Annotated in this window: 14 protein-coding genes; 6 read left to right on the forward strand and 8 right to left on the reverse strand. The window is 73.1% G+C overall.

Annotation, left to right across the window (positions count from 1 at the left end):
• The 5 genes from pucL to ABD371_RS26570 form a co-directional block, all read right to left on the reverse strand.
• Positions 1–903 (reverse strand): factor-independent urate hydroxylase, encoded by a 903-nt coding sequence (gene pucL / locus ABD371_RS26550; RefSeq protein ID WP_344481876.1) that lies wholly within the window; start codon positions 901–903, stop codon positions 1–3.
• Positions 904–913: 10 nt separating this feature from the next.
• Positions 914–1,267 carry a hydroxyisourate hydrolase gene (gene uraH / locus ABD371_RS26555; RefSeq protein WP_344481878.1) on the reverse strand — a complete coding sequence of 118 codons (354 nt, stop codon included), beginning with the start codon at positions 1,265–1,267 and terminating at the stop codon, positions 914–916.
• Positions 1,264–1,821 (reverse strand): 2-oxo-4-hydroxy-4-carboxy-5-ureidoimidazoline decarboxylase, encoded by a 558-nt coding sequence (gene uraD / locus ABD371_RS26560; RefSeq protein WP_344481880.1) that lies wholly within the window; start codon positions 1,819–1,821, stop codon positions 1,264–1,266. The genes uraH and uraD overlap by 4 nt, the downstream gene beginning before the upstream one ends.
• A 268-nt stretch (positions 1,822–2,089) precedes the next feature.
• Positions 2,090–2,467, reverse strand: a complete 378-nt coding sequence (locus ABD371_RS26565) for a helix-turn-helix domain-containing protein (protein ID WP_344481882.1) — start codon at positions 2,465–2,467, stop codon at positions 2,090–2,092.
• Positions 2,464–2,760 carry a hypothetical protein gene (locus ABD371_RS26570; RefSeq protein WP_344481885.1) on the reverse strand — a complete coding sequence of 99 codons (297 nt, stop codon included), beginning with the start codon at positions 2,758–2,760 and terminating at the stop codon, positions 2,464–2,466. Before ABD371_RS26570 ends, ABD371_RS26565 begins: the two co-directional genes overlap by 4 nt.
• A 166-nt stretch (positions 2,761–2,926) precedes the next feature.
• On the opposite strand from ABD371_RS26570, the gene ABD371_RS26575 reads away from it, so the two are divergent.
• On the forward strand, positions 2,927–3,730 hold the full coding sequence (locus ABD371_RS26575) for a hypothetical protein (RefSeq protein WP_344481888.1): 804 nt from the start codon (positions 2,927–2,929) through the stop codon (positions 3,728–3,730).
• Between the two features lie 86 nt (positions 3,731–3,816).
• Positions 3,817–4,344 (forward strand): GNAT family N-acetyltransferase, encoded by a 528-nt coding sequence (locus ABD371_RS26580; RefSeq protein ID WP_344481891.1) that lies wholly within the window; start codon positions 3,817–3,819, stop codon positions 4,342–4,344.
• Positions 4,345–4,368: 24 nt separating this feature from the next.
• Here ABD371_RS26580 and ABD371_RS26585 read toward each other — a convergent pair whose 3' ends face one another.
• Together ABD371_RS26585 and ABD371_RS26590 are read right to left on the reverse strand one after the other, a co-directional pair.
• Entirely contained in the window at positions 4,369–6,036 is a 1,668-nt protein-coding gene (locus ABD371_RS26585; RefSeq protein ID WP_344481894.1) for an AMP-binding protein, read from the reverse strand.
• Positions 6,033–7,712, reverse strand: coding sequence for an AMP-binding protein (locus ABD371_RS26590; protein WP_344481897.1), 1,680 nt, complete (start codon positions 7,710–7,712; stop codon positions 6,033–6,035). The genes ABD371_RS26585 and ABD371_RS26590 overlap by 4 nt, the downstream gene beginning before the upstream one ends.
• Positions 7,713–7,866: 154 nt before the next feature.
• Here ABD371_RS26590 and ABD371_RS26595 point away from each other — a divergent pair, with 154 nt between their 5' ends.
• The 3 genes from ABD371_RS26595 to lysA all read left to right on the forward strand — a co-directional run bounded on the left by ABD371_RS26595 (position 7,867) and on the right by lysA (position 10,545).
• Positions 7,867–8,667 (forward strand): helix-turn-helix transcriptional regulator, encoded by an 801-nt coding sequence (locus ABD371_RS26595; protein WP_381734609.1) that lies wholly within the window; start codon positions 7,867–7,869, stop codon positions 8,665–8,667.
• 175 nt (positions 8,668–8,842) lie between these two features.
• Entirely contained in the window at positions 8,843–9,211 is a 369-nt protein-coding gene (locus ABD371_RS26600) for an SAV_915 family protein (protein WP_344481903.1), read from the forward strand.
• Positions 9,208–10,545, forward strand: coding sequence for a diaminopimelate decarboxylase (gene lysA / locus ABD371_RS26605; RefSeq protein WP_344481906.1), 1,338 nt, complete (start codon positions 9,208–9,210; stop codon positions 10,543–10,545). Before ABD371_RS26600 ends, lysA begins: the two co-directional genes overlap by 4 nt.
• Before the next feature lie 30 nt (positions 10,546–10,575).
• Here lysA and ABD371_RS26610 read toward each other — a convergent pair whose 3' ends face one another.
• Positions 10,576–11,700 carry a winged helix DNA-binding domain-containing protein gene (locus ABD371_RS26610; protein WP_344481909.1) on the reverse strand — a complete coding sequence of 375 codons (1,125 nt, stop codon included), beginning with the start codon at positions 11,698–11,700 and terminating at the stop codon, positions 10,576–10,578.
• A 460-nt stretch (positions 11,701–12,160) separates the two neighbouring features.
• Here ABD371_RS26610 and ABD371_RS26615 point away from each other — a divergent pair, with 460 nt between their 5' ends.
• Positions 12,161–12,766, forward strand: a complete 606-nt coding sequence (locus ABD371_RS26615) for a LuxR C-terminal-related transcriptional regulator (RefSeq protein ID WP_344481912.1) — start codon at positions 12,161–12,163, stop codon at positions 12,764–12,766.
• Positions 12,767–12,776: the final 10 nt, after the last annotated feature.

A 12,776-nucleotide genomic window follows, 5' to 3' on the forward strand; every position in this document is an offset into this window, starting at 1 on the left:
TCAGCGGGGGCGGAGCAGGTCCGCCGGAATGCGGGCCGGGGCTCCGGCGCGGAGGACGGTGGCCTCGATCAGGCCGTAGGGGCGGTCGGCGGCGAGGTAGACCTCATGGTCGTTGGTGAGCCCGAAGGGCGTCAGATCCACCAGGAAGTGGTGTTTGTTCGGCAGGGAGAGACGGATCTCGTCCACCTCCCCGCCGCTCCGCTCGATGACGTGTGAGCCCATGGCGTAGAGGGTCTGCTGAAGCGATCGGGAGTAGGTGCCGGCGAATGCCCCGAGAATGTTCGTCCGCGCCCGTTCGTAGGCGCGGTCCCAGTCGGGCGCGGGTTCGCCGTCGCGGCTCCAGCGGTAGCGCCAGCGGGCCGATATCTCGGTGGCGAGAATCCGGTCGGACGTCTCTTCGAGGGTGGTGTACGCGTCTTTGACGTACCCCCGGAATTCGGAGTCGGTCGAGTTGAGCGCGGAGAGGTCCTGGAGGCCGGAGACGATCTCCCAGTCCGCTCCGTCGTAGCCGATCCGGCAGACCCTGGTCTCCCGGCCGCTGCGGACGAAGGAGTGCCGGGTCGGGCCGGTGGTCCCGACGCGCTCCCAGGCGTGCTCCTCGATCTGGACGCGGGCCCGGCGCAGCACCGGCTGCGAGGTCACGAAATGGCGGGCGAGCCGCATGCCGAACTGTTCGGCGGAGTCGATTCCGTGCTCTTTGGCGAAGGCGTACACGGTGTTCTTGGCGGTGTCGGTCGGCAGGACTCCGGCGTTGGAACCGGAGTAGTGGACCTCGTCCATGTCGCCGGAGAGGGCGATGGAGACCGTGAGGTCCTTGATGTGGTGGGTGGGGCCTTCGCGGACGATTCTGACGACGCGGTTCTCCGATTTTCCGTAACTGTTCTCACCGAGAATCGTGGACACGGCTCCTGACTCAGCTCCCTCGGTAGACGGAGTAGCCGAACGGGCCGAGCAGCAGCGGCACATGGAAGTGCTCGCCCGGCACGACGGCGAAGACGACCGCCACCTCGGGGAAGAAATCGCCGCCGCCCTCCCGGTGGGTTCCGGTCCGGAATTCCAGGCGGGCGTGGGCGGTTCCCTCCGGCAGCGGCGGCAGATCCGCGCAGCGTCCGTCCGCGTCGGTGGCGAAGTCGCCGAGGACCGTCCAGGGGGCGTCGCCCGGTCCCGCGGCGCGGGCCGACAGCCGTACGGGGACGGCGGCGGCGGGGCGGCCGACGCCGGTGTCGAGGACGTGGGTGGAGACGGAGGCGGTGGTTTCCGTGCTCATACGTTCTCCCTCGGCGTCGGCGGGCGCTGTGCGGCGGGCGGCTGGAGGCCGTCCAGGAGCCGGGCCAGCCGCAGGCGGTTGATCCTGGCGAGTTCGGTGCGGACGATTTCCCGTTCGCGTTCGGGCGGGTTCTCGACGCGCAGCCGGATCGCGTCGCGCAGCCGCTCGGCCGTCAGTCCGGTGGCGCAGATCAGAAAGACATGGCCGAATCGCTCCTGGTAGGCCTGGTTGAGCGCGCGCATCTCGGCCCGGAGGCCGGCGGTGGCCCCGGCCATGGCGCGCTGTTCCCGGGCGGAGACCGGATCGCCGGGTTCCGGGCGGCCGATGGGCGGATGTCCCGCCAGCGCCTCCGCCAGTTCCCGCGCCGTCAGCTCCGCGACGGCGGTGTCGCTCGCGGCGAGGAGGGCCTCGGGGCCGGGGAAGGGCCGCCGGGCGAGCAGGCCCCGGCCCCAGGCGCGGCAGGCGCACACCCCGTGGAGCAGGGCGGCGGCCTCGGCCTCCGGTCGCGCGTTGAACCGGGCGAGCGCCGACGGGGGCGGTGGACTAGGCGTCACGGGAGCCTCCGGGACTCGCTCGCCGCCCCGCCGGGGAGCGGACCGTACAGAGAGGCCGCGAGCGAAATACGGTCAAAACCCTAGAGAAATCAGCCAGAATGCGATCGGGCGCGATCGGGCAGGCGCAGCCGACGCCCGAGGCCGGCCGGCCTCAACTCTCTGTTGAAGAATAGGGAAGGGCGGGCACCGCCGAACAGGGTCCGGAGACCGCCGATCCGGATCCGTGCCGCCGGGGCCGCCCCGGCGCACCCGGCCCCGCCCCGGCGGATCAGCCTTCGTTCCCCGCGTTCGCCCTGTTCAGATAGTTGTAGACGGTGAAACGGCTGACGCCGAGCGCCCCGGCGACCCGCTCCACGCCATGGCGTACGGAGAAAGCGCCGCGCGCCTCCAGATTCCGTACGATCAACTGCTTGGTCCTGCGGTCGAGTTCGGCCAGCGGCATGCCGTGGCGGCGCTCCAGCGCGGCCAGCAGCCGGTCCAGCGACTCGGAGAGCTGGGGCAGCCGTACCGCGACGACGCTCTCGCCCTCCCAGTCGAGCACCACGTCCTCGGGCCCCGCCCGCCCCGGGGGCACCAGCTCCGCGCCCAGCGCGTCGATCAGCGGCCGGACGGCCCGTACCAGCGGATGATCCGCGTCGCCGGTCATGCCCCGGACTCCCCGGACTCCCCCGGCGCGGCGGGCGGCTCGGCCCGAAGAGCCGGACCGACCACATTGACCTGGAGCGTGACCCGGGTCGCCCCGGCGCCGAGAGCGCGGCGCAACACCGTGTCGACGGCGGCGAGTACAGTGTCGGGGCCGCCTTCGGCGGTGTTGCCGAAGGGCCCGACGTCCACGGCGTCCAGCCCCGCCGTCCGGATCGCCTCGCGCGCGGCGACCGCGTGCTCCGGCGGCTCCTCCAGGTCGAAGGGCTCGGTCGTGAACTCCAGTCTTAATCGCACGCGCACAACCTAACGCGGCGCGGCCCCCGGGGATCACGGTACGGAGGAATCGCCGCCGCCGGGGCGGGACCTGCGGGAGGATCGCCGGGGTTGGCCGAACCCGCTCGCCGTACGGGGGGCGTTGGTGGACGATGGAGGGCCGACGGAGACGGTGGGGGTGTGAGCGATGGCCGATTCGGTGCCGGTGCGGTGCCCGTCCTGTCTGCGGGACCATCTGTTCGCCTCACCGGTGTACCCGTGCGCCTGCGGGGCCCCGCTGGCCCCGCCGCTGCTGCTGGGCGCGCCGCCCGAGCGGATGGTCCGGCGCAGCTGGGACGAGGAGTGGGTGGTGGTGCGCTGCACGGCGTGCGGACGGCGGGACCACTGGCCGCAGCCGGAGCTCGGCTGCCCCTGCGGGACGCTGCTGCGGGTGCCGGTGCGCCGGACGGAGGGCGGCGCGTCCATGGGCTCCGCCGCGCTGCCGGACGTGCGCGAGGAGGACCGGCCGGCCGCCGTGGAGCCAGCGCCCGCGCCCCCGTTCGCCCCGGCGCGCCCGGCCCGCTCGCCGCGCCCCCCGTTCCGGCCGGTCACCATAAGGACCGAGCGGGACGCGGTGAGCGTCGTGACGCTGTATCTGCGGTGGCTGGGATTCCATGACGTGACCGAGCGGGAGACGCATCCCGCCGAGGCCCGGCCGGAGGGGCCGCCGGAGGTCCGGACCGCCGCCACGACCGTGGAGCTGCGCGCCGCCGGGCTGATCGTGCAGGTGGACCCCTCCACCAGGCCCGCCACGCTCCGGGACGTGGAGTGCCTCTGGCTGAACGGGATGGCGGAGGCGTCGGCGACCGCGTTCTTCTCGCTCGCGGGGTACGCGCCCCAGGCCCGGGAGCGGGCGGACGGCCTGGGCGTGCCGCTCTTCGTGATGGACCTCACGGGGAATCCGCAGCCGGTGAACGGGGCGGCGGAGGAGCTGGTGGAGACGGGGGCCTGAGGGCTGCCCCCGTCCGAACGGCGCGCGGATCCGCGCGGCACGGAATCCACTCGCCCGCAGCCCCTCCGAACAGTGACAATTCCGGTATGCGCATATGTGTGAGAGAGGCGGAGGCCGCCGAACTGCCCCGGCTCCAGGAGATCGAGCGGGCCGCCGGAGAGGCGTTCCGGGGGCTGGGGATGGGGTGGGTCGCCGATGACGAGCCGCCCGCCCTCACGGTGCTGGAGGGCTTCCGGGGCGAGGGCCGCGCCTGGGTGGCGGTGGAGCCGGCCGCGGGCGGCGGGGACGGTCCGCCGCTGGCGTATCTGCTCCACGAGGAGGTCGACGGCGCGGCCCACATCGAGCAGGTCTCGGTCCATCCGGCGGCGGCCCGCCGGGGGCTGGGCCGCGAGCTGATCGAGCGGCTCGCCGGCCGCGCCCGGGCCGGCGGGCTCAGCGCCCTGACGCTGACGACGTTCACCGAGGTGCCGTGGAACGCGCCGTACTACGCCCGGCTGGGCTTCCGCGCCCTCGGCGAGGGGGAGCTCACCGAGGGGCTGCGGAGGATCAGAGGCGTGGAGCGGGAGATCGGTCTCGACCGGTGGCCGAGGGTGTGCATGCGCCGCGAGCTGTGACGGTCGGGACGGCGGGCGGGCCGGTCAGCGGTGGCCGGCCGCCCCGTACCGCTCGCGCAGCTCCACCTTCCGCACCTTCCCGCTGACCGTCATCGGGAAGGTGTCCAGGATCTCCAGCCGGCGCGGGATCTTGTAGTGCGCGAGCCGGTCCCGGCAGAAGGCGGCGATGCCTTCCAGGGTCGGCGGGTCGGCGGGGTCGCGGGGGACGACGCAGGCGAGGATCTCCTCGCCGTACCGCTGGTCGGGGACGCCGACGACCTGGACGTCGGAGACCTGGGGATGGGTGTGGAGGAACTCCTCGACCTCCCGGGGGTAGATGTTCTCGCCGCCCCTGATGATCATGTCCTTGATCCGGCCGACGATCCGCACATAGCCGTCCTCGCGCATCTCGGCGAGATCCCCGGTGTGCATCCAGCGGCCGGGGTCGACCGCCTCGGCGGTCCGCTCCGGCTCCCCCCAGTAGCCGGCCATCACGCTGTAGCCCCGGGTGCACAGCTCACCGGCCGTGCCCCGGGGCAGGGTCACCCCGGTGGCCGGGTCGACGATCTTGACCTCGACATGCGGCATCACCCGCCCCACCGTGCCGGTGCGGCGCTCCAGATCGTCGGCGCGCCGGGTCTGGGTGGAGACCGGGGAGGTCTCGGTCATTCCGTAACAGATCGACACCTCCGCCATGTGCATCTCGGCGACGACGCGCTTCATCACCTCCACGGGGCAGGGCGAGCCGGCCATGATGCCGGTGCGCAGCGAGCTGAGGTCGTACGAGGCGAAGTCGGGCAGGCCCAGTTCGGCGATGAACATCGTCGGGACGCCGTAGAGCGAGGTGCAGCGCTCGGCGGCGACCGCGCGGAGGGTGGCGGCCGGGTCGAAGGAGGGCCCGGGGACCACCATGCACGCGCCGTGCGAGGTGGCCGCGAGATTGCCCATCACCATGCCGAAGCAGTGGTAGAAGGGCACGGGTATGCATATCCGGTCCCGCTCGGTGTAGCCGAGCGTCTCGCCGACGAAGTAGCCGTTGTTGAGGATGTTGTGGTGCGAGAGGGTGGCTCCCTTGGGGAAGCCGGTGGTGCCCGAGGTGTACTGGATGTTGACCGGGTCGTCGCAGGAGATCTCGGCCTCCCGGGCGGCGAGCCGCCCGGCGGCGACCGTCCGGCCGGCCGCCAGCAGCGCGTCCCAGGAGGCGTCGCCGATGTAGTGGACCGAGCGCAGCCGGGGGCAGTCGGCGCGCACCCGGTCGACCATGGCGCGGTAGTCGCTGGTCTTGTGGCTGAGGGAGGCGCAGAGCACCGAGACCCCGGCCTGGTTGAGCACGTACTCCAGTTCGTGCGCGCGGTACGCGGGGTTGATGTTCACCATGATCGCGCCGATGCGGGCGGTGGCGTACTGGGTCAGCACCCACTCCGCGCAGTTGACCGCCCAGATCCCGACCCGGTCGCCCCGGGCGACGCCGATGCCGAGCAGGCCCCTGGCCAGCTCCTCGACGGCGGCTCCGAACTCGGCGTAGGTCCAGCGGGGTCCGTCCGCGACCACCAGGGCCTCGCGGCCCGGGTGGGCGGCGATCGCGCGGTCGAGGTTCTCCCCGATGGTGTCGCCGAGGAGCGGGGTGGTGCCGGTGCCGTGGTCGTACGAGAGCGGGGTGCGGGTACGGACACGGGCTCCGCTCCCCGCGCCTGTGCCGGTCACGGTGGTCATCGCGAGTCCCCTTCGTCGTATTCGGCGGTGGATCCCTTCGCGGTGCGTTCGCGCAGCTCGATCCGGCGGATCTTGCCGGAGACGGTCTTGGGCAGTTCGGCGAACTCGATGCGCCGCACCCGTTTGTAGGGCGCGAGGACGGAGCGCGAGTGGGTGAAGAGGAGCTTCGCCGTCTCCGGTCCCGGCTGCCAGCCGTCCGCCAGGACGATGTACGCCTTGGGGACGGAGAGCCGCAGCGGATCGGGCGCGGGCACCACCGCCGCCTCCGCCACCGCCTCGTGTTCGAGCAGCGCGCTCTCCAGCTCGAACGGCGAGATCTTGTAGTCGGAGGACTTGAAGACGTCGTCGGAGCGGCCGATGTAGGTGATGTACCCGTCGGCGTCGCGCGAGCCGATGTCCCCGGTGCGGTAGTGACCGCCCGCCATGGCCTCCGCCGTGCGCTCCGGATCGCCCCGGTATCCGGTCATCAGCCCCACCGGGGCGGCGGAGAGGTCGAGGGAGATCTCGCCCTCCGCCGCGCCGGGCGCGCCGGTGACGGGGTCGAGCAGCTCCACCCGGTAACCGGGGCTGGGGCGGCCCATGGAGCCGGCCTTGAGGAGCTGGCCGGGGCTGTTGGCGACCTGGACGGCGGTCTCCGTCTGGCCGAAGCCGTCCCGGATGGCGACGCCCCACTCCCGGCGCACGGTCTCGATGACCTCGGGGTTGAGCGGCTCCCCCGCCGCGACCGCCTCGCGCGGCGGGACCCGCAGCTGGGTGAGGTCGGCCTGGATCAGCATCCGCCAGACCGTGGGGGGCGCGCAGAAGCTGGTGACCCCCGCGCGGTCCATCGAGGCCATCAGCCGGGCCGCGTCGAAGCGGGTGTAGTTGTGGATGAAGACGGTGGCCTCCGCGTTCCACGGCGCGAAGAGATTGGACCAGGCGTGCTTGGCCCAGCCGGGCGAGGAGATGTTGAGGTGGACGTCGCCGGGCCGGAGGCCGATCCAGTACATCGTCGCGAGATGGCCGATGGGGTACGACGCGTGGGTGTGCTCCACCAGCTTGGGGCGGTCGGTGGTGCCGGAGGTGAAGTAGAGCATCAGCGGGTCGTCGGATCGGGTGATCCCGTCGGGCCGGAACACGGCGTCGGCGGTGTGGGCGTCCTCGTACGCCAGCCAGCCGGGCCCGGCCCCGCCGCCGACCGCGATCCGGGTGTAGTCGCCGGGCACCTCGTCGAACTTGGGGGTGTCCTCGGCGCGTACGAGCACATGGGCCGCGCCGCCGCGGTCGACGCGGTCGCGCAGATCGAGGGGGCCCAGCAGCGGGGTGGCGGGGATGACGACGGCGCGCAGCTTGATCGCGGCGAGGGCGGTCTCCCACAGCTCGTGCTGGTTGCCGAGCATCACGACGAGGCGGTCCCCGGCCCGGACGCCCCGGGCGCGCAGCCAGTTGGCGACCCTGGCGGAGCGGGCGGACAGCTCGGCGAAGGAGAGCCGGGTCTCGGAGCCGTCCTCCTCCACGATGTGGAGCGCGGTCCGGTCATTGCCCTCGGCGATGGCGTCGAACCAGTCGAGTGCCCAGTTGAACCGCTCGGGCCGGGGCCAGACGAAGCCGTCGTACGCGCTTCGGTAGTCCTCCCGGTGTCGCAGCAGGAAGTCCCGGGCCGCCCGGAACTCCTCGGTCACGCTGCTTGCCGTCATGTGCCCTCCTCATTGCCTCACCACTCAGTAGCATCGTGTAATCAGTGACGTACGTCTCACCACCCCCGATCGGGGGGTGTGAACCCTCCTCGGGGCCCCGGGGAGGAGGTACGGAGGGAGTGGAGCGGTGTCCGAGCCTGCCGAGGCGGTGGAGATGCGCGCGGCGCTGCTGCGGCTGCGCCGGGCGACCGGGATCCCGATCACTTTCGGAGGGATGCTGCACGACGCCCAGCGGCTGCGGATCGCCGAGATCAGCGGGGCGCGGACCAACGCGCTGCACGGGCTGGCGATCTGTACGGGGCACGGGCTCGGCGGGAAGTCGATGGCGCTGTCGCGGCCGTGCGCGGTGACCGACTACCGCGAGGCGCGCCACATCAGCCACGAGTACGACGCGGCGGTCTCGGCGGAGGGGCTGCGTTCGGTGCTCGCGGTGCCGGTGGTGGTGCGCCGCAAGGTGCGGGGGGTGCTGTACGGGGCGCTGCGGCGGCCGGTGGCGCTCGGTGACCGGGCCTTCGACGCGGCGGTGGCGGCGGCGCGCGATGTGGAGCAGGCGCTGGTGGTCCGGGACGAGGTGCGGGGGCTGCTGGCCCTGGCCAGGGAGCCGGTGGCGGGGCTCGGCGCGTGGGAGGAGGTCCGCGAGGTGCACGGGGTGCTGCGGGCGCTGGCCCCGCAGGTGGTGGACGGGGGGCTGCGCGAGCAGCTGCTCGCGGTGTGCGGGCGGCTGGCGGCGGCGGGCGGCGGGGAGGCGTCAGCCGGGGCGGTCGCGCTCTCGCCCCGCGAGGTGGATGTGCTGGCCTGTGTGGCGGCGGGCTCCACCAACGCGGCGGCGGCGGAGCGGCTGGGGCTGCGGCCCGAGACCGTGAAGGGGTATCTGCGGGCGGCGATGCGGAAGCTGGGGGCGCACACCCGGCTGGAGGCGGTGGTCGCGGCCCGCCGCGCGGGCCTGCTGCCGTAGGGCCTGCGCCACGACACTCGGCCGCCGCGCCAAGAGCGCGTCAAATAGCGGCGGCGAACGATCAGCGGCGCGTCAGGGAACCGCTGGGGGACCCCGGAGCGGGCATAGCTTCACGAGGTCGGCGGGTCTCCCGCCGGCCGCTGGTCCGCCATCGACTTCCCCTGCGGAGGACACCATGAACACCCTCACCCGTGAGGACGCGGAGACCGCCGACCCCGACGAACTCGGCCCGGCGGGGCCGCTGTACGTGCCGGTTCGGCTCGGCTCCGCCGGAGGACGTCAGCTGCGCTTTCTGCGCACCCCGCTCGGGGAGCGCACCGCCGTCGGATTCACCGGCCCGGAGCTGCTCGCCCGGGTCCTGGGCGCGCGCCAGCAGTGGATCAGGCTCGCGGAACCCGCGCTGCGCACTCTCGCCGAACCCCTCGGGGTGACCACCGTGACCGTGGATCCCCGGCTCGCCGCCCCCGCCCCCGCCGCCCGCGCCTCCGGGGCCCCCGCCGGGCCCTGCTCCCGCCGGCTCTCCTGGACCGAGGTGTACGGATGACCACCCTGTCGACCATCCCCGTCCCGCTCCCCGAGCTGACCGCCCCCTCGGTGTGGCCCGCGTCCGCCGTGACGGCCGGGGGCGGCGATGTCTCGGTCGGCGGGGTGCCGCTCGCCGAGCTGGCCGAGCGGTACGGCACCCCCGTCTATGTGCTGGACGAGGCCGAGGTCCGGGCCCGGGCCGCCGCCTGGCGGCGCGCGCTGCCGGACGCCGACGTGGTGTACGCGGCCAAGGCGTTCCTGTGCCGGGCGATGGTGGACTGGATGGAGCAGGAGGGTCTGGGACTCGACGTCTGCTCGGCGGGCGAGCTGGAGCTGGCCGCCTCCCGGGGCTTCCCCGCCGACCGGATCGTGCTGCACGGCAACGCCAAGTCGCCCCGGGATCTGCGGACCGCGCTGCGGGTGGGCGTGGGCCGGATCGTCATCGACTCGGAGTGCGAGATCGCCCGGCTGGCGGCCCATGTGCCGGGGCCCGAGGCGCAGCAGGTGATGGTGCGGGTGCTGCCCGGGATAACGGCGGGCGGCCATCACAAGATCAGCACGGGCGCGGAGGGGCAGAAGTTCGGCCTCTCGATCGCCGGCGGCGACGCCGAGGACGCGGTGGCCCGCATCCTGGGCCAGCCGCAGCTGGAACTGGTGGGACTGCACATGCATCTGGGGTCCCAGATCGCCTCCGCCGAGCCCTACGCGCGAGGGGTGCGGCGCGTGGTCGCGTTCATGGCGAGGATCCGCGACCGCTACGGCGTCACCCTGCCCGAGCTGGACGCGGGCGGCGGCTTCGCGGTCGCCCAGCTGCCCGGGGAGCCCGCGCCCTCGCCGGCCGCGTACGGCCGGCGGATCAATGACGCGCTGGTGCGCGCCTGCGCGGAGTTCGACCTTCCGCTGCCCCGGCTGACCGTGGAGCCGGGCCGCTCGATCGTGGCCACCGCGGGGGTGGCGCTCTACCGGGTGCTGGCGGTCAAGCGCACCGGCGGCCGGGTCTTCGCGGCGGTGGACGGCGGGATGAGTGACAACCCGAGGCCCGCGCTGTACGGGGCGCGGTACACGGTCCGGATGGTGGGGCGGCCGTCCGCCGCGCCGATGCGGGCGACGACGGTGGTCGGCCGGCACTGCGAGGCGGGCGATGTGCTCGCGGAGTCGGTGGAGCTGCCGGAGGATCTGCGGCCCGGCGATGTGCTGGCGGTGCCCGCCTCGGGCGCGTACCAGGTCTCGATGGCCTCCGGTTACAACCTGACGGGCCGGCCGCCGGTGGTGGCGGTCGCCGGGGGGCGGTCGCGGCTGCTGGTGCGGCGGGAGACCTTCGAGGACCACCGGAGCCGGGACGTGGGCCTCTGACGGCCCGCCGGGACCTTCGGTCCACCCGATTCAGTCGAGCGGGCCGAAGCGGATGTCGTACGAGGTGGCCGCGGAGAGGGCGGAGAGCATCAGCTCCCCCTCCGCGGCCACTTCCTCGCGCCGGGGGCGGGAGAGGTCGCCGAAGGGCCGCACGGTCAGGGTGGTGTGGCCGCCGGTCCCGGTCAGCCGCCAGATCCCGGCGAGCACTCCGTCGACCAGAAGGGTCGGGAAGGACTGGTTGCCGCGCCAGGTGAGGGCCCGGTGCCCGTCCTGGGCGATCACGCGGGAGCGGTCGGCGTGGGAGAGCAGCAGATTGTCGAACTCGGGGAGGAAGCGGGGCGGGGCCGGGGTGTCCGGGCCGGGCCTCGGCGCTTCGGGCAGATCGAAGAGTTCGACGCCCTTCTCGTCCTGGAAGACGGCCAGCGCCGGGCGGAGCCGCTCGAAGGCCGGTCCGGTCCGGGTCAGCCCCGACCAGGACTGGAAGTCCTTCACGGAGGCGGGTCCGAAGGCGGCCAGATAGCGCCGTACGACCTCGTCGAGAGCGGCGGCGGGCCCGGCGGGGCGGCCGAACCAGTGCTCGGCGGTGGTGAGCGTGACCTGTCCGCCGCCGCCCCACAGTCCGCGCGGGGTGGTCTGCACCAGCGGGAGCACACAGCGGGCGGCCACCGAGAGCGCGAAGGGGTCGGCGTGCGGCCACTCGGTCAGCAGCGCCTCGCGCAGCTGTTTCATGGTCCTCGGCTCCTCCTCCACGAGCGCCCGGGCCAGCTCGCCCAGCCGGTCGAGGTCCACTCCGGCGAGTCCGGCCCGGAACGCCTTCAGCTCGCGGTCGGGGCCGCCCGTCTGGAGCAGGGGGCGCAGGGCGAGGCAGTCGTCGGCGGTGTGGGTGTGCAGGGTGGAGCGCATGGTGACCATGCGGGCGACCCGGCGGGAGGCCATCAGCCCGGAGAGTTCGGCGGGGTCGAAGTCCGCGAGCCGGGCGGCGAGGGCGTAGTAGGGCGGTTTGACGTTCTGCGCCTGGAGGCCGACGAGGTGCTCCACGGCTCCCTCGACGGTCAGCTCGCTCCGGGGCGTCCGGCGCAGCAGCAGCTGTCTGGCGAGGGTGGCGCGGCCGAGGTCGCGGGCGGTGAGCCGGGGGTGGGTGGTCTTGGGGGCCATGGCGTACACGTTACGGAGGCTCGCGGACGGTTCCGGTCCTCATTGACGGCCCCGGTGTGTCTTCCGCGCCCGCCCGGCGGAGGCCGGCCCGTACGGAGCCGGTGAGTCCGCATTTCGCCGAACTGCCTTGCAATGAAAGAGAGTTGGCTTGATCTGGCACGGGAGGCGGCGTCCTGACGGAGTACGGCCGGGGCACGACTGGTTCCGCGACGACCGGGAAGGAGACTCTCGGCCGGAGCCCTCCGCGACTCAAACCCGTACACGGGTGCGGGGTTCGGTGAACGGAGGCACACGGAGGGTCACGGTGTGCGCTCTCACGCCCCCCTCGCGTCCGCCCGCGCACGGGTATTAGGCAGTTCGTCAGTGATACGCAGGTCGTCTGCGATGAACTAGTGGTAGTTGCGCATAGAACCAACTGACCCAACGCACTCTTCGGCAACGAGAGTTGAGGAGCACCCCCATGACATCGGTTCTCTTGGTACACGCGGTGGCTCTGTGGCGTGCCTCGCTGGCCTCCCTGCTGGGCAGGGACCAGGGACTCCATGTACGCACCACGGACAAGGGCGGGGTACGCACCGCCATGGCCGAGCGCGCGGCGGACATACTCGTCACCGACCTCGACTGTCCGGATTCCGTGGAAGTCCTCAGTTTCGTCGAGTCGTCGAGGCACCCGGCCGGGCTCGGCACGGCCCTGGTGGTGCTCGCCCGGGGGGACCGCGCCGGGGATCTGCGCAGAGCCTCGGACGCGGGGGCCCGGGGCTACATCGACAAGTTCGGCCAGGTGGACCACTTGTGCGAGGTCGTACGGAAAGTGGCGGCGGGCGGCCGGCACATCGACCAGTCGCTCGCCTTCGGTCTGCTCCAGGCGAGCGAAGTGCCGCTCTCGCCACGCGAATTAAGGGTGCTGGCTCTCGCGGCGGAGGGTGAGTCCGTCTCGTCGATAGCCGGCGCACTGCATCTGGCCAGTGGAACCGTACGGAACTATCTGGCCGCCGCGATCCGCAAGACCGGCGCCCGGAACCGGCTCGACGCCATCCGGCTCTCCCGGGAGTTCGGCTGGCTCTAGCCGGTCCGGG

This window comes from Streptomyces amakusaensis (assembly GCF_039532665.1).
In the GTDB taxonomy this organism is placed as follows: domain Bacteria; phylum Actinomycetota; class Actinomycetes; order Streptomycetales; family Streptomycetaceae; genus Streptomyces; species Streptomyces amakusaensis.

Coding starts and splice junctions, on each gene's coding strand:
- uraH (WP_344481878.1), bottom strand. CDS start 1,267: ATGAGCACGGAAACCACCGCCTCCGTCTCCACCCACGTCCTCGACACC.
- ABD371_RS26565 (WP_344481882.1), bottom strand. CDS start 2,467: ATGACCGGCGACGCGGATCATCCGCTGGTACGGGCCGTCCGGCCGCTG.
- ABD371_RS26575 (WP_344481888.1), top strand. CDS start 2,927: ATGGCCGATTCGGTGCCGGTGCGGTGCCCGTCCTGTCTGCGGGACCAT.
- ABD371_RS26580 (WP_344481891.1), top strand. CDS start 3,817: ATGCGCATATGTGTGAGAGAGGCGGAGGCCGCCGAACTGCCCCGGCTC.
- ABD371_RS26585 (WP_344481894.1), bottom strand. CDS start 6,036: ATGACCACCGTGACCGGCACAGGCGCGGGGAGCGGAGCCCGTGTCCGT.
- ABD371_RS26590 (WP_344481897.1), bottom strand. CDS start 7,712: ATGACGGCAAGCAGCGTGACCGAGGAGTTCCGGGCGGCCCGGGACTTC.
- ABD371_RS26595 (WP_381734609.1), top strand. CDS start 7,867: ATGCGCGCGGCGCTGCTGCGGCTGCGCCGGGCGACCGGGATCCCGATC.
- ABD371_RS26600 (WP_344481903.1), top strand. CDS start 8,843: ATGAACACCCTCACCCGTGAGGACGCGGAGACCGCCGACCCCGACGAA.
- lysA (WP_344481906.1), top strand. CDS start 9,208: ATGACCACCCTGTCGACCATCCCCGTCCCGCTCCCCGAGCTGACCGCC.
- ABD371_RS26610 (WP_344481909.1), bottom strand. CDS start 11,700: ATGGCCCCCAAGACCACCCACCCCCGGCTCACCGCCCGCGACCTCGGC.
- ABD371_RS26615 (WP_344481912.1), top strand. CDS start 12,161: ATGACATCGGTTCTCTTGGTACACGCGGTGGCTCTGTGGCGTGCCTCG.